The sequence below is a fragment of the Rhizobium sp. SEMIA4064 genome (genome assembly GCF_003025035.1).
Taxonomy (GTDB): Bacteria; Pseudomonadota; Alphaproteobacteria; order Rhizobiales; family Rhizobiaceae; genus Rhizobium; species Rhizobium paranaense.
This window is the reverse complement of record NZ_PYJN01000016.1, coordinates 171,876-185,333: the sequence shown is the minus strand read 5'-3', so window position 1 is coordinate 185,333 and position 13,458 is coordinate 171,876. Positions and strand designations below refer to the sequence as shown.

Annotated in this window: 16 protein-coding genes; 10 read left to right on the top strand and 6 right to left on the bottom strand. The window is 59.8% G+C overall.

From position 1 onward, the window contains the following. Window positions 1-132 precede the first annotated feature (132 nt). From C9E91_RS10880 to C9E91_RS10860, 5 genes are all read left to right on the top strand, one after another. Window positions 133-345, top strand: a complete 213-nt coding sequence (locus tag C9E91_RS10880; protein WP_511458131.1) for a hypothetical protein — start codon at window positions 133-135, stop codon at window positions 343-345. 404 nt (window positions 346-749) lie between these two features. Next, the gene (locus C9E91_RS10875; RefSeq protein ID WP_107108298.1) at window positions 750-1,676 is read left to right on the top strand and encodes an ABC transporter ATP-binding protein; all 927 of its coding nucleotides are present in this window, start codon (window positions 750-752) and stop codon (window positions 1,674-1,676) included. Then, window positions 1,673-2,434: an ABC transporter permease gene (locus C9E91_RS10870; protein WP_107108297.1), complete on the top strand. Its 762-nt coding sequence runs from the start codon at window positions 1,673-1,675 to the stop codon at window positions 2,432-2,434. Before C9E91_RS10875 ends, C9E91_RS10870 begins: the two co-directional genes overlap by 4 nt. Then, window positions 2,398-3,903 (top strand): bifunctional folylpolyglutamate synthase/dihydrofolate synthase, encoded by a 1,506-nt coding sequence (locus C9E91_RS10865; RefSeq protein ID WP_348626961.1) that lies wholly within the window; start codon window positions 2,398-2,400, stop codon window positions 3,901-3,903. The genes C9E91_RS10870 and C9E91_RS10865 overlap by 37 nt, the downstream gene beginning before the upstream one ends. 6 nt (window positions 3,904-3,909) lie before the next feature. Then, window positions 3,910-4,434, top strand: coding sequence for a GNAT family N-acetyltransferase (locus tag C9E91_RS10860; protein WP_107108295.1), 525 nt, complete (start codon window positions 3,910-3,912; stop codon window positions 4,432-4,434). A 16-nt stretch (window positions 4,435-4,450) separates the two neighbouring features. Here the strand turns inward: C9E91_RS10860 and C9E91_RS10855 are convergent, their stop codons facing one another. The 4 genes from C9E91_RS10855 to C9E91_RS10840 form a co-directional block, all read right to left on the bottom strand. After that, entirely contained in the window at window positions 4,451-5,356 is a 906-nt protein-coding gene (locus C9E91_RS10855; RefSeq protein ID WP_107108539.1) for a DMT family transporter, read from the bottom strand. 110 nt (window positions 5,357-5,466) lie between these two features. Continuing rightward, window positions 5,467-6,168: a TIGR02281 family clan AA aspartic protease gene (locus C9E91_RS10850; protein WP_107108294.1), complete on the bottom strand. Its 702-nt coding sequence runs from the start codon at window positions 6,166-6,168 to the stop codon at window positions 5,467-5,469. Next, the gene (locus C9E91_RS10845) at window positions 6,165-6,386 is read right to left on the bottom strand and encodes a DUF1289 domain-containing protein (RefSeq protein ID WP_107108293.1); all 222 of its coding nucleotides are present in this window, start codon (window positions 6,384-6,386) and stop codon (window positions 6,165-6,167) included. The genes C9E91_RS10850 and C9E91_RS10845 overlap by 4 nt, the downstream gene beginning before the upstream one ends. Window positions 6,387-6,405: 19 nt before the next feature. Continuing rightward, window positions 6,406-7,188 carry an adenosylcobinamide-GDP ribazoletransferase gene (locus C9E91_RS10840; RefSeq protein WP_107108292.1) on the bottom strand — a complete coding sequence of 261 codons (783 nt, stop codon included), beginning with the start codon at window positions 7,186-7,188 and terminating at the stop codon, window positions 6,406-6,408. Window positions 7,189-7,311: 123 nt separating this feature from the next. Here C9E91_RS10840 and cobT point away from each other — a divergent pair, with 123 nt between their 5' ends. After that, entirely contained in the window at window positions 7,312-8,328 is a 1,017-nt protein-coding gene (cobT, locus tag C9E91_RS10835; RefSeq protein WP_107108291.1) for a nicotinate-nucleotide--dimethylbenzimidazole phosphoribosyltransferase, read from the top strand. Window positions 8,329-8,512: 184 nt separating this feature from the next. Then, on the top strand, window positions 8,513-8,905 hold the full coding sequence (locus C9E91_RS10830) for a diacylglycerol kinase (protein ID WP_107108290.1): 393 nt from the start codon (window positions 8,513-8,515) through the stop codon (window positions 8,903-8,905). 19 nt (window positions 8,906-8,924) lie between these two features. On the opposite strand, the gene C9E91_RS10825 is transcribed toward C9E91_RS10830, so the two are convergent. Next, window positions 8,925-10,454, bottom strand: coding sequence for a sensor histidine kinase (locus C9E91_RS10825; protein WP_107108289.1), 1,530 nt, complete (start codon window positions 10,452-10,454; stop codon window positions 8,925-8,927). A 123-nt stretch (window positions 10,455-10,577) separates the two neighbouring features. Between C9E91_RS10825 and C9E91_RS10820 the strand changes: the two genes are divergently transcribed. From C9E91_RS10820 to C9E91_RS10810, 3 genes are all read left to right on the top strand, one after another. Continuing rightward, window positions 10,578-11,144, top strand: coding sequence for a thermonuclease family protein (locus C9E91_RS10820; protein ID WP_107108288.1), 567 nt, complete (start codon window positions 10,578-10,580; stop codon window positions 11,142-11,144). Continuing rightward, a complete protein-coding gene (locus tag C9E91_RS10815) occupies window positions 11,144-11,776 on the top strand; it encodes a uracil-DNA glycosylase family protein (RefSeq protein WP_107108287.1) in 633 nt (210 codons plus the stop codon). The genes C9E91_RS10820 and C9E91_RS10815 overlap by 1 nt, the downstream gene beginning before the upstream one ends. A 66-nt stretch (window positions 11,777-11,842) precedes the next feature. Further along, window positions 11,843-12,331 carry an Lrp/AsnC family transcriptional regulator gene (locus tag C9E91_RS10810; protein ID WP_107108286.1) on the top strand — a complete coding sequence of 163 codons (489 nt, stop codon included), beginning with the start codon at window positions 11,843-11,845 and terminating at the stop codon, window positions 12,329-12,331. Window positions 12,332-12,401: 70 nt separating this feature from the next. Here C9E91_RS10810 and C9E91_RS10805 read toward each other — a convergent pair whose 3' ends face one another. Next, window positions 12,402-13,274, bottom strand: coding sequence for an NAD(P)-dependent oxidoreductase (locus C9E91_RS10805; protein WP_107108285.1), 873 nt, complete (start codon window positions 13,272-13,274; stop codon window positions 12,402-12,404). Window positions 13,275-13,458 lie beyond the last annotated feature (184 nt).

Here is a 13,458-nt window from a genome sequence, read left to right as displayed (position 1 = left end):
TCACTGCGGAATCCTGTGGGCAAGAAGTTGCATTTACCTGCATTCTTGTAGTTCCCTATAACCGTGCCAGCCAAAGTGGGGGAGTTGTTTATGGAAGAAGCGCCGAGAAGGAAGAGAGGCCTGGGGAAGGCCTTGGTCGCCGCTCTCATTGCGATCGTTCTTGTCATCGGCGGGCGCTGGTATGCCTATGTTGCCTATGCCAACGATCCGTTCGATGAGGTCGGCATCGGCCTTAACTCGATGATGCCAGGCCCGATACGTGAAAAGGGCTGCGAGATGTTGAAGGCGCGCTTCGAAAACAAGACCCTGCCGCCGGCAGGCTGCGGCGTCAACGGTGCCTGGTAGTTGGTGGGCGCCTGGTAGTTGGGGATCGATCGCCGGCAAAAGAAAAGCCGGCGCAGGGCCGGCTGGAGTGGCGCACAGCAACGACAGGGGATCTTTGCTGGCTCCAGAAAAAGAATTCTATGTCGCAATGGCGCATGCAATATGAATGCTAAGGCAATCAATCTGCAAATATCATCGGCGCCGACGCTGTCGCCAAGAGGCGTTGGGCGGAGTGCGACAGTCGTTGCTCACCTAGGGAAGATATGCCCGAGGAAGGTCACGGTTTAATGACAGCCTGTTGTCTGGTTCTTTCCTTTGGGCGAACACAGTGTTTCATTTCGGCTGGGTGATAAAAGCCTCAGACACGGCTATATAGCGGGCAAACGCCGCAAAACTAACCAGAAAAGCCGGACTTCGCCTCCATCATGGCCCCGATCATTTCCATCCGTAATCTTACCAAAACCTATTCTAATGGGTTTCAGGCACTGAAGGGCGTTGATCTCGACGTCGAGAAAGGCGAGATTCTGGCGCTGCTCGGGCCGAATGGCGCGGGCAAGACGACGATGATCTCCATTGTCTGCGGAATCACCAATCCGAGCGGCGGCACGGTGACCGTCGGCGGTCACGATGTCGTCAAGGAGTTCCGCGCCACGCGCACCATGATCGGCCTTGTGCCGCAGGAGCTGACGACCGATCAGTTCGAAACCGTGTGGAACACAGTCAGCTTTTCACGCGGCCTGCACGGCAAGAAACCGAATCCCGCGCATATCGAGCAGGTGCTGCGTGACCTGTCGCTCTGGGATAAGAGAGACAATATGCTGCGTCAGCTCTCCGGAGGCATGAAGCGGCGCGTCCTGATCGCCAAGGCGCTGTCGCACGAGCCCGAGATCCTTTTCCTGGACGAGCCGACGGCGGGCGTCGATGTGACGCTGCGCAAAGATATGTGGCACGTCGTCGAGCGGCTGCGGGCTTCCGGCGTCACCATCATCCTGACGACGCATTACATCGAGGAAGCCGAGGAGATCGCCGACCGTGTCGGCGTCATCAATGGCGGCAAGCTACTGTTGGTGGAAGAGAAGAAGGCCTTGATGGCCAAGCTCGGCCGCAAACAGCTCATCCTCGATCTCTTGCAGCCACTGGATGCCGTTCCGCATCATCTCGATGGCAATGGCCTGTCGCTGGGGCCGAATGGCACGACGTTGATCTACGACTACGATGCCGAACACGAGCAGTCGAGCATTGCCGCCTTGCTGTCGCGTCTGGCGGCCGCGGGTATTCATTTCAAAGACCTGTCGACGCGGCAGAGCTCGCTCGAAGACATCTTCGTATCGCTGGTGGGAGAAGACAAATGAACTTCGAGGCGATCAAATCCATCTATGCGTTCGAGATGGCCCGCACGCGCCGCACGCTGCTGCAGAGCGTCGTCTCGCCGGTCATTTCCACCTCGCTCTATTTCATCGTCTTCGGCGCCGCGATCGGCTCGCGCATCCAACTGGTGGAGGGCGTATCCTACGGGGCTTTCATCACACCGGGCCTGATCATGCTGACGCTGCTTAGCCAGTGCATCAGCAACGGTTCCTTCGGCATCTATTTCCCGAAGTTCACCGGCACGATCTACGAGGTTCTTTCCGCACCCGTCGCCATGACGGAAATCGTTCTTGGCTACGTCGGCGCTGCTGCGACCAAGGGGATGCTGATCGGGCTGATCATCCTGCTGACGGCGAACTTCTTTGTGCACATCACCATCGAACATCCATTCATGATGATCCTGTTCTTCGTGCTGACGGCGGTGACCTTCAGCCTGTTCGGCTTCATGATCGGCATTTGGGCGGGGAATTTCGAGCAGCTCAACCTTATTCCCATGCTGGTCGTGCCGCCGCTGACCTTCCTTGGCGGCAGCTTCTATTCCATCAACATGCTGCCGCCCTTCTGGCAGGCCGTCAGTCACCTCAATCCTGTTCTTTATCTCGTCAGTGGTTTCCGTTGGAGCTTCTTTGGCATCGCCGACGTCAACCCGGTGCTGAGCCTTGCGATGATCACGTTTTTCCTCTTGATCTGCCTGGCGACCCTCGGGTGGATTTTCAAAACGGGATATCGGTTAAGGAACTGATTGATAGGCGCTTTCCCGCAAGCACATGGGTTGCAATCGCCATCTCCGCGGTTCATAGATTTGATGTCCACGTCACTGGCGAAACAAGATGGCAAGCCGCGCGCCTGGGCGACCAATGCGAGCCTTGCTGCAGGTGTTCCATGCCCACAATCCCCCAGCCCCGTTCACTATCTGATGTCCTCTCGCGCCTCGATCTGCTGACCAATTGGGAGCGTAAGCCGCGCGGAGAGATGCGTGTCGGTCTCGACCCGATCCTCGATCTCATGCAGAGGCTAGGTAACCCCCACAAAAGTTTCCGCGCCATTCATGTCGGCGGGACCAAAGGCAAGGGGTCCGTTTCTGCACTCATCGAGGCTGCCTTGCTGCATGTAGGATGGAAGGTCGGTCGTTATGGCTCGCCGCATGTCGACCGTGTGAACGAGCGGATCAGCGTTTTGGGCCGAGCGGTCGAAGACGATGCGCTGGCGAGCGCAGTGGAACAGACGCTGGATTGCTACGAGTCTGCAAAGCGGGAAGCGACGGCCGGCGAAGACGCCACATGGTTCGACGTGATCACGGCTGCCGCCTTTCTTGCATTCCGAGACGCCGGTCTGGATTGGGTGGTTGTGGAAGTCGGGCTTGGCGGCCGGCTGGACTCCACCAATATCGTCTTTGGCGAGGTCGCCGTCGTCACCAATATCGAGCTCGAGCATACGGAGATCCTCGGCAGCACACGCGAGGCGATCGCCCGCGAGAAGGTGGGTATATTGAAGCCCGGCGCGGCGCTCGCGACGACACTTCCTGTCTCCGATGCTGCGGGCCAGGTTGTGCAGCAGCGCGCAGACGAGCTTGGTTGTCCCGTATTGCGCACTGATTTTCCCGATGATGCAACGATAGAGGACCGGAATGCTGCATTGGCCGGCCTAGTTCTGGATTATTTGGGACAGCGTGGTGAATGCGTGCGCGACGGTGCTCAACCAGACATTCCAGTCAGTGCACGGCTGCTTGATCAGGCGGTCAGGGATAGCGCGCATCTGCCGGGACGAATGGAGCGGTTTGCCTTCGAACTGCCCGCAGCTCCGAACGCGGCTCCGCGAACGGTACCGATGGTGATGGATGGCGCGCATGTTCCATTCAATATCGAGGCCGTTTTGCGGGATATCAGCCGCGATAGCGAGTTCAGCGGCGGGTGTATCGCTATTGTTGCGCTGGGGTCCGACAAGGATGCCACTGGGTTCTTGACCGTGCTGTCTCGCTACGCTGCCTATGCACTGTTCACGGAAGCGGGTGGGGCCGGCCGGTTTCATCCGGCCAATGAGCTGGAGGCAGTGGCAACCTCCATGGGAATGGCGTGCGACTCCGAGCCTGATGTGCGAAAGGCGTTGGACCGCGCCGCGGCGATGGCGGCGCAGAATAACGGCTGGGTTCTCGTGACCGGGTCGCTCTATCTTGTGGGAGCGCTGCGAAGCGTCTTATTGAAAGGCGGCTGATCGAGGATGGACGTCAATATTCGATCGGCTCTTCCCGAAGATGCGGCAGCGATGGCCAATCTGCATGTCACCGTATGGCGAGAAACCTATCGGACGTTGGCATCCCCCGAGGCTTTTCGCAGGCTCGATGAGGCCCATCGGCAAGCCAGATGGGCGGCGACATTGGCCGAGCCCGGCCGTGATCAATTGGTGCTGCTTGCAGAGCAAGGCGATCGGCTGGTTGGCATCGGCGCGGTTGGTGCACCGTCGTATGTCTTCTTCGAAGGGCGCGGGGAAATACGATCTCTCTACATCGATCCCTCCCTGAAACGTCAGGGCCTCGGCCGTCGTTTGATGCGGGAACTGGCGCGGCATCTTGCCGATCTCCACTATCCCGGCGCCGCCCTGGGCGTCGTTGCCGGCAACGAACCGGCAATCGCGTTTTACTGGTCGCTGGGCGGACGGATGGCAGGACGCTATATCGATCCCGGCCCGATTTGGCGCTCGGACAACATCATCTTCGTTTGGGACGATTTGTCGTTGTTGATCTAGCTTCGAGCCGGCCCGTTCATCCCTGCGCGGCTTTCCTTAGGGGTGTCATCGTCATGGCCATTACGCCGATGATGACGCAGACCAGCCCGATGCCGGCGGTCGGGGTCAAGGGCTCGCCGAGGAAGACGGCACCGATCGCGACGCCGATCGGGACGCGCAGGTAGGCTTGCGCCGTCGTGCCGATCGAACCAAGGGTCTGGATCAGCCGGAAATAGATCGAGAAGGCAAGGGCAGTCGACAGGATCGCAAGCGCGAAGAGAGCGGCGATCGACGCCGTCGAAGGCGCAAGCGTCCATGGCTGATCCACAACGAGGCTGATCGGAATAAGGATGACGGCGCCGCAAAGAAGCGAGCCGACTGCAGGCATCATCGGATCGAGGCCCTTGAAATTGCGGCCGAACAGAGCGGCACCGCCATAGCAAATCGATGCCGCGATCACGGCAAGTTGTGCCGGCAATTGCTGGCCGAAACCGTTCAACGCGTCGACGCCGATGATGAAGCAGATGCCCGTCAATCCGACCGCGATACCAAAGAGCTTGCGTGCGGTGACGCGCTCATTGCGCAGCAGGGTCGCCGCCAGCAGGAAGGTGAAGATCGGTGTGGTGGAATTCAGTATGGTCGCCAGACCGGCATCCACCGTTCGCTCGGCCCAGGCGATCAGGGTGAAGGGAATGACGCTGTTCAAACAGGCCTGAATGAGGAAGCGCCGCCATGTGGCGGGATCGTGCGGAAGCTCTAACCCGCGCCAGAGCACGATTGCAAACAGTACGCAGCCGGCGATGAGCGTGCGCGCGGCGATCAGGGTGATCGGCGGAATCGTCGCTACGCCGATCCTGATGAAAGTATAGGAGGCGCCCCACAAGGTCGCGAGCAGGAGCAGGAGCAAAAGCTCCGTCGTCGTGTTGGTTTTGGTTGGCGACATGACGGTCGAACTTTCGAGATCTGTGATGGCATATGCATCATGCCTAGCGTTCAATGGGTGCGTGATGCTTCGGGCCTCGTCGAAGTATGCCGCGCAAGCCCTCAAAGCCCTCAATCCCGCAACCGCAGCTCGTCCGTCTGCATCTGCATAGAGCCCAGTGTTTCCAGGAAGCTCATGCCGAGCAGACTCTGGTCGAGCTTGCCCTCTTCGGCGACGGTCGCTTGGACATCGCGGCGCTGGATCGGGCCGATGGCGACGGAGCCGAGTTGGACGGGAGCAGCTCTGGCCCGGCCGTTGGCCGTGATGACCGTCATTGAATAGGTAAGGTTTTCGGGGATGATGCCGACGCGCTCGGCGTCCTTCTGTGACAATGCGATGGCGCTGGCGCCGGTATCGACGAGCATGTCGATCGGCTGGCCGTTGATCATCACTTGCGCCTCGAAATGACCGTTCATCAGCTTGTGGAGAATGACTTCCTGACCGCCTTCGCTGGTCGTGACGACGACTGCGTGTCCGGGCACAAGGCCGGCCATCAGCCGGTCACCGACCTGCTGCGCATCGCGGCGGTAAATATAGGCGGTCGCCAGCGCCATGATGATGACCAGCCAGATCAGCAGATTGCGTAGCGACTGGCTGGCCGTATGGCGGCTCGCCCAAATGCCTGCGCCCATGACTAGGGCAAGCGGCACTAGGTAGACGACGCCGGCAAAGTCGTCATTGTTCATGCCGAAGGTCGTGCCGCTGCTATTGTTGAAGACGAGAAGCGCGAGACCGATGCCAATGATGGCGAGGGCAACGTTCAGCCGGTTCATACGGGGTTGCGCTCCCGCGCCAACCGCTGGCGACGGGTTTCCCGACGCGGCTTGCGTTCGACGGTTGCGAGGCGTTCCGGCAGGACCTGCATGATCTCTCGTCGCTGATCGTCGCTGTAGTTCATCCATGCGCCGATTTCTTCGCGCGTGCGTCCGCAGCCGAAGCAAAAGCCGGTGTTCATATCGATGGAGCAGACAAGAATGCAGGGTGTTAGCATAGTGGCATATATCGATGCTTCAAACGCACATGGCAAGGGTACAGAAGGCGGCGATCTCGCAAATCTGCTGCGTCGCACCGATGGTGTCGCCGGTGTGGCCGGAAAGCCTTTCACGCACGCGGCGGGTGAGTAGAAATGTCGCGGCTGCGGCGACCAAAAGGTACAGGATGAAGGCGGGAAGCCTGAGGCCCGGCCAGAGCAGAAAAGCCGAAAGTACCAGCGCGGTGATGAGTGCCACCTGCATTGCGCCGTAGTCCGGTTTGCCGGCCGAGGCGGCAATTCCATCCGGCTTGGCGGCAGGCAGAATATACCAATGCCAGACCATGGCGCCCCGGCTGAGCGCGGCGGTGGCCGGCAGAACAGGGGCTGCGGCAAAGGGTGTAAGGCCGCGAGCGATGGCGGCAAGGGCTGCTGCGCGCAGTCCGAAAGAGAGAATCAGCGCTACCGCGCCATAAGTGCCGATCCGGCTATCCTTCATGATGGCGAGCGCCTTGTCGCGATCCTTGCCGCCGCCAAGACCATCCGCCATGTCGCTCAGGCCATCCTCATGCAGAGCGCCTGTCGTCATCGTCTGAACTGTAAGCGCCAGCAGCGCCGCCATCAGCGGATCGGCGTGGAAAGCAAGCAGGGTGCCGAAGACTATTGCTGCGGGCAGGGCAATCAGCAGGCCGGCGAGGGGAAAGGTCCGCGAGACGCGGGTAAGCTTGCCGTCATAGTTCTCAAAGAAAGACGGCGGCACGGGAATACGGCTCAAAAAAGCGACGGCGCGCGCGGTATCGCCTGTGTATTCCCGAATATTCATCCTCTCCCCGCTATTCCTGCGACAGCATCGGACGTTTTTGGAGTTGTTCGCGCCGGTGCCGAAGACTAATAGAGTCGCACGCAAAGAACCTGATTTGAGACCAAAAGACAAGGAACGGCATTCATGAGCGTTACCGGCCTGCCATTCGACGATTTCCGCACGCTGCTGCGCGACCTTCCGGGTCCGGATTCCCGGGCGCTTGTCGCTGCGCGCGAGCGTGACGCACAGCTCACCAAGCCGCCGGGTGCTCTTGGCCGTCTGGAAGAGATTGCTTTTTGGCTCGCTGCCTGGACCGGCCGTGCGCCGGCCGTCAACCGGCCGCTCGTGGCGATCTTTGCCGGCAATCATGGCGTCACCAAGCAGGGCATCACGCCGTTTCCGCCAGCCGTAACACGGCAGATGGTGGAGAATTTCGCCGCTGGCGGCGCAGCCATCAACCAGATCTGTGTGGCCTATGATCTCGGCCTGAAGGTCTTCGATCTGGCACTGGATTTCCCGACCGCCGACATTACCGAAGAGCCGGCTCTCAGCGAACGCGATTGCGCCGCGACCATGGCCTTCGGCATGGAGGCGATTGCCGGCGGCACGGATCTGCTCTGCGTCGGCGAAATGGGCATCGGCAACACGACGATCGCGGCTGCCATCCACTATGCGCTCTACGGCGGCTCGGCGGCGGAATGGGTTGGACCCGGAACGGGTTCGGAAGGCGAGATGCTGAAGCGCAAGGTCGACGCCGTCGAACGGGCTGTGGCGCTGCACCGCGACCATCTTTCCGATCCGTTGGAAGTGCTGCGCCGCCTCGGCGGCCGCGAGATCGCTGCCATGGCTGGCGCCATCCTCGCCGCCCGCATGGAGCGTATCCCCGTCATTATCGATGGCTATGTCGCAACTGCTGCTGCTTCGATCCTCAAGGCCGCCAATCCGTCGGCTCTCGACCATTGCTTGATCGGCCACGTTTCGGCCGAACCGGGGCACATCAAAGCCATCGACAAGCTCGGCAAGACGCCGCTGCTGGCGCTTGGCATGCGGCTTGGCGAAGGCACGGGTGCAGCGCTTGCCGCCGGCATCGTCAAGGCTGCCGCTGCCTGCCATTCCGGCATGGCGACCTTCGAAAGCGCCGGCGTCGCCAACAAGCACTGACGAACGAAAACGGCGGAACGCGTAATTAAGCGTTCCGCCTCCAAAATTCCGACCGACTTTCGATCTATGTCATAAAACTGTAATGATTTTTCTGGCCGAGTCGGTTGCCGGCTTGCCTTGGGAATGGCGAGACGGTATTCGCAAGGCTGCTAAATTGCGGTTTGGACATTGCAGCGGGGCAGGGATGGCCGAGTTTTCGAAATCAGCGGTAACCAAGGAAACGGGTATCCGGCATTTCTTTGCCGCTGCCGGTTATTCCTGGGGTGGCTTTCAGCGCCTGCTGCAGGAATCGGCCTTCCGGCAGGAACTGCTGTTCGCAGCCGTTGGATTGATCCTGCTCGTCGCGGTTGGCGCAACGCTTGCGGAACTCATGATTGCCGTCGTGCTGTTTCTCGGCGTTTTTGCCGTAGAGGCGATGAATACGGCAGTGGAAGAAGTCATCGACCGGATTTCACCGGAGATTTCCAACGTCGGCAAGCATGCCAAAGATCTCGGCTCCTTTGCCGTCCTCTGCATGCTGGTCGCTTCCGGCCTCTATCTTCTCTATACGATCGCCAGCCATCTGTTTTTCCGCTAGCAAATTTATGGGCTGAGCGTCACGCGAAGCTCTTCTTGCGGCGTTCGACCAAGGGCGCGTCCTCGACGGCTGGCAGGCTTTGCAGCACTCGTTTGGCTGGCAGAATGGCGATGACCTCCGTGCCTTCGCGCAGCTTGGACTTCAGCATGAACTGGCCGTCATGTTTGGCGAGGATCGCCTGAACGATCGGCAAGCCGAGGCCGGTGCCTTGTTCGGCGCTTTTGATGGCGATCGAGCCCTGGCCGAAAGCGGAAAGAACCACCGGTATCTCTTCTTCGGGAATGCCCGGACCGTTGTCCCTGATCGCCACATATTGACCGCCGCCGGCAGTCCAACCGACTTTGACGCTGATCTCTCCGCCTTGCGGGGTGAATTTTACCGCATTCGAGAGAAGATTGAGGATCACCTGGCGCATGGATTTCTCATCCGCCCAGACCGAGGGAAGTTGCGGCTCGAACTGCGACGCGATGGAGATGTTCTTGCCACGCGCGCGCAACTGCACCATGCCGATGCAATCCTCCGCCACATCCAGCAGCGAAATTGCTTCCTCGTTCAGCTCATATTTGCCGGCCTCGATGCGGGAGAGGTCGAGGATCTCATTGATCAGGTTGAGAAGGTGCTGCCCGGAGCGATGGATGTCAGTGGTGTATTCGCGATAGGTGGCGTTGTTCAGCGGTCCCATCACCTCCGCCGACATGACTTCGGAGAAGCCGAGGATGGCGTTGAGCGGTGTTCTGAGTTCATGCGACATCGAGGCCAGGAAGCGCGATTTAGCGAGGTTTGCCTCTTCTGCGCGCCGACGTGCTTCATCCGACATGGATTTCGCGACTTCCAGCTCGGCAATCAGATCGTCCTTTTCCGACTGGAAGGAGAGGATCTTGAGGTTCGACTGAAACATGCGGTTGGTAATGAAGGTGAAGAAGATGACGGCGACGGCGACGGCGGCGGTGAGGGCAACATCGATCGGATTGCGCGTCAGCACCGCTCTGACGGCAAGCACCACGATGGCCGGCCCGAAGGAGAAGGGCACGGCGCGCGGCAGCATGAAATTCGCCATCGCCGTGACGCAGATCCCCACCAGCAGCGTCGCGCCTTTATAGAGCGCAAAACCGTCGCCGCCGCAGGTCGGGCAGGTCTGCATGGCGAAGTATGCCCAGCAAAAGCCGATGAGGAGTTGGCCGAGCAATAGCAATTGGCGCCATTTTCTGGCACTCTCGGCGGTCATTTCGCGTTTTTTTGCGCGCCGGCCGAGCAGCATGTTGACGGCATGTGCCGAGAGGGTCGGGATGGCCCAGATAAAGATATGCGCGTCGCCTGCGAGATAGACGCCGATCGCGGCGACGAGGACGACGAAGATCGGCATGACCGAGGCACCCTGCAGGAGGGTGTCGACATGCATCATCATGACTTCTCGGTCGAAGCTGCTGCTGTGGCCGGATTGCAGGCGCTCGCGCGTCTGCCGCACCGCTTTCGATACAGCCCGGTTACGGTGACTGCGCGATCGGTCGACGATGATTTTATCTGTCGATGTGCTGACGCCGGTGCTCATAGCTACGTTGAAGTTTGGCCTGCCAAGGGTTACAGACTAGCGGCCAAACCTTAAGAAGATGCTGCTCAGAAATGATTTGTTTGCCATCTTTGCCAAGGGTTTGTTCTTTAAGGAGGCAAAAGCGTGACGCGGTCTGGCCGGCTTTTTCGTGACGGCGTGACCACATTCGCGTTGCTGGCACTGCTCGGTTTGCTGGCGTTGAAGATGAACAATCGCCCGGAACTCATTCAAACTGGAAGTTTTTATGTCGTTGATGGCGATACGCTCGCCCGCGATGGTGATCGTTTTCGTCTGCTCGGTATCGATGCGCCGGAATATCGGCAGCAATGTCAGCGCGCCGACGTGAATTGGGCCTGCGGTGAAGAGGCTCGCAAGGCGCTTGATAAATTAATGAAGACGGGCGCGGCAGAATGTCGGGGAAGCGAACATGATCGGTACGGCCGGCCGCTGGTGACCTGTAAAGCCGGCGACGTCGACATCAATGGCGCGATGGTGCGCAGCGGCATGGCGGTTTCGTACGGCGGTTATGCTGCCGAGGAAGCTGAGGCGCGGCAGGCGAAGGCGGGGCTGTGGGCCGGCGATTTCGAGCGGCCGCGCGACTATCGGCGCGAGGAGCGGATGGCGGGCGGCGGTGATCCGCTGGCCGGGTTGGGCGACTATTTTCGACGATTTATTGGATGGGATCGCTGATGGCGCGGCAGGAAGAGTTGCAGGCGCTGGACAAGGCCATCGCCGCTTGCCGCGTCTGCCGGGACACGCCACTGCGCGGGGAGGCCGACCGATTGCCGCATGAGCCGAGGCCGGTTGCCGTATTGTCGGCGACCGCGCGTATTCTGATTGCCGGGCAGGCACCGGGGCTGCGGGTGCATGAGAGCGGCTTGCCATTTAATGACGCTTCCGGCGACCGGCTGCGGCAATGGTTGGGCGTCGATCGCGATAGTTTCTACAATCCTGATCATTTCGCCATTGTGCCGATGGGGTTCTGCTTTCCCGGCTACGACGATGCAGGCAGCGATTTGCCGCCGCGCAAGGAATGCGCGCCGCTCTGGCGTCAAAAGACTATCGACGCGATGCCGCAAATCGAGCTCGTCCTTACGATCGGCCAATATGCCCAGGCATGGCATCTCGGCCCGGCGCGAATGGCGTCGATGACGGAAACCGTTTCGGAGTGGCGGCGTTATCTCCTCACCAACCAATCGCCGGCCGTTTTGCCATTGCCGCATCCGAGTTGGCGCAACAGCGGCTGGCTAAAACGCAATCCTTGGTTCGAAGCGGAGCTGCTGCCCGTTTTGCGAGAACGTGTGAAAATCCTTGTTTTGTGAAACAAGTTTCTTTTCCTCTGGCAAAAATGCGCTATAGAGAGAATATAATTCGAAAGGGCACTCGAAATGGACCGTCTTGACCGCAAAATCCTGCGCCTGCTGCAGGAGGATTCCACTCTGGCCGTGGCCGATCTCGCCAAAAAGGTCGGACTGTCGACGACACCATGCTGGCGCCGTATCCAGAAGATGGAAGAGGATGGCGTCATCCGCCGTCGCGTCGCTCTGCTGGACCCCGAAAAGGTCAACACCAAGGTCACCGTTTTCGTCTCGATCCGCACCAACAGTCACTCGATCGAGTGGCTGAAGCGCTTTTCCGAAGTGATCGCCGACTTCCCGGAAGTGGTGGAATTCTATCGCATGAGCGGCGATGTCGATTATCTGCTGCGCGTCGTCGTGCCGGATATTGCCGCCTATGACGCGTTCTACAAGCGCATGATCGCCAAGATCGAAATTCGCGACGTATCCTCGGCATTCGCCATGGAACAGATCAAGTATTCGACGGAACTGCCGCTGGATTACATGCTCCTGGAGAACGCGAAGTCGAGCGACGATTAAGTTCGGCTGGTAGCATAGCGCGGAAGCGATATTTCCCGGTTGGTATCATCGCTTCCGACGCCAAGTCGTTTCACTTCTTATCCAAGCGTGCCAGCAGCGACGACGTGTCCCAGCGGTTGCCGCCCATGGCCTGGACGTCGCCGTAGAACTGATCGACCAGGGCGGTCAGCGGCAGTTTGGCCTTGTTGCGGCGCGCTTCCGCCAGCACAATGTCGAGGTCCTTGCGCATCCAGTCGACGGCAAAGCCGAAGTCGTATTTGCCGACATTCATCGTCTTGTGACGGTTTTCCATCTGCCAGGAACCGGCCGCGCCCTTGGAGATGACCTCCACCACCTTTTCGATATCCAGGCCCGCCTGCTTGCCGAAATGGATGCCTTCGGCGAGGCCCTGAACGATGCCGGCGATGCAGATCTGGTTGATCATCTTGGTGAGCTGGCCTGCGCCGACGGCACCCATGAGGCCGACCATGCGGGCATAGGCGTCAATCACGGGCTTTGCTCTTTCGAAGACCGCCTCATCGCCACCGCACATGACGGTCAGCACGCCGTTTTCCGCGCCGGCCTGACCGCCGGAGACGGGGGCGTCGATGAAGTCCACGCCTTTTTCCTTGGCTGCGGCATAGAGTTCGCGGGCGACTTCGGCGCTTGCCGTCGTATTGTCGATCAGGACGGCGCCCGCCTTCATACCGGAGAGAACGCCATCCTTGCCGATCGTTACCGAACGCAGGTCCTCGTCATTGCCGACGCAGGTGAATACGAAATCCGCGCCTTCGGCCGCAGCAGCAGGTGTCGAGGCAAACTTGCCGTCGAATTGTTTGGCCCAGGCCTCCGCCTTGGCGACGGTACGGTTATAGACGGTGACGTCATGACCGCCCTTGACCTTCAGATGCCCCGCCATGGGATAGCCCATGACGCCCATGCCGATAAAAGCGACCTTTGCCATTCGCGAAGACTCCTTCCAAAAATTTTGCCTGAAGGCTTAGCGGAAAGGCGAAGGGGGCGAAAGGCCGATTTGTCACCGACATGGCTCGCGGCCGAAACGTGATGGAGTGGGCAGCGCCGGGAAAAATATTCCGCCAAGCCGACCACAAATGAAAATCCATATTGTCGATATAATCGGTAGTCTA

Excerpts from the sequence above, each read along its gene's own strand:
- C9E91_RS10875 (WP_107108298.1), top strand. The coding sequence starts at position 750 with ATGGCCCCGATCATTTCCATCCGTAATCTTACCAAAACCTATTCTAAT.
- C9E91_RS10870 (WP_107108297.1), top strand. The coding sequence starts at position 1,673 with ATGAACTTCGAGGCGATCAAATCCATCTATGCGTTCGAGATGGCCCGC.
- C9E91_RS10860 (WP_107108295.1), top strand. The coding sequence starts at position 3,910 with ATGGACGTCAATATTCGATCGGCTCTTCCCGAAGATGCGGCAGCGATG.
- C9E91_RS10855 (WP_107108539.1), bottom strand. The coding sequence starts at position 5,356 with ATGTCGCCAACCAAAACCAACACGACGACGGAGCTTTTGCTCCTGCTC.
- C9E91_RS10850 (WP_107108294.1), bottom strand. The coding sequence starts at position 6,168 with ATGAACCGGCTGAACGTTGCCCTCGCCATCATTGGCATCGGTCTCGCG.
- C9E91_RS10845 (WP_107108293.1), bottom strand. The coding sequence starts at position 6,386 with ATGCTAACACCCTGCATTCTTGTCTGCTCCATCGATATGAACACCGGC.
- C9E91_RS10840 (WP_107108292.1), bottom strand. The coding sequence starts at position 7,188 with ATGAATATTCGGGAATACACAGGCGATACCGCGCGCGCCGTCGCTTTT.
- cobT (WP_107108291.1), top strand. The coding sequence starts at position 7,312 with ATGAGCGTTACCGGCCTGCCATTCGACGATTTCCGCACGCTGCTGCGC.
- C9E91_RS10830 (WP_107108290.1), top strand. The coding sequence starts at position 8,513 with ATGGCCGAGTTTTCGAAATCAGCGGTAACCAAGGAAACGGGTATCCGG.
- C9E91_RS10825 (WP_107108289.1), bottom strand. The coding sequence starts at position 10,454 with ATGAGCACCGGCGTCAGCACATCGACAGATAAAATCATCGTCGACCGA.
- C9E91_RS10815 (WP_107108287.1), top strand. The coding sequence starts at position 11,144 with ATGGCGCGGCAGGAAGAGTTGCAGGCGCTGGACAAGGCCATCGCCGCT.
- C9E91_RS10810 (WP_107108286.1), top strand. The coding sequence starts at position 11,843 with ATGGACCGTCTTGACCGCAAAATCCTGCGCCTGCTGCAGGAGGATTCC.
- C9E91_RS10805 (WP_107108285.1), bottom strand. The coding sequence starts at position 13,274 with ATGGCAAAGGTCGCTTTTATCGGCATGGGCGTCATGGGCTATCCCATG.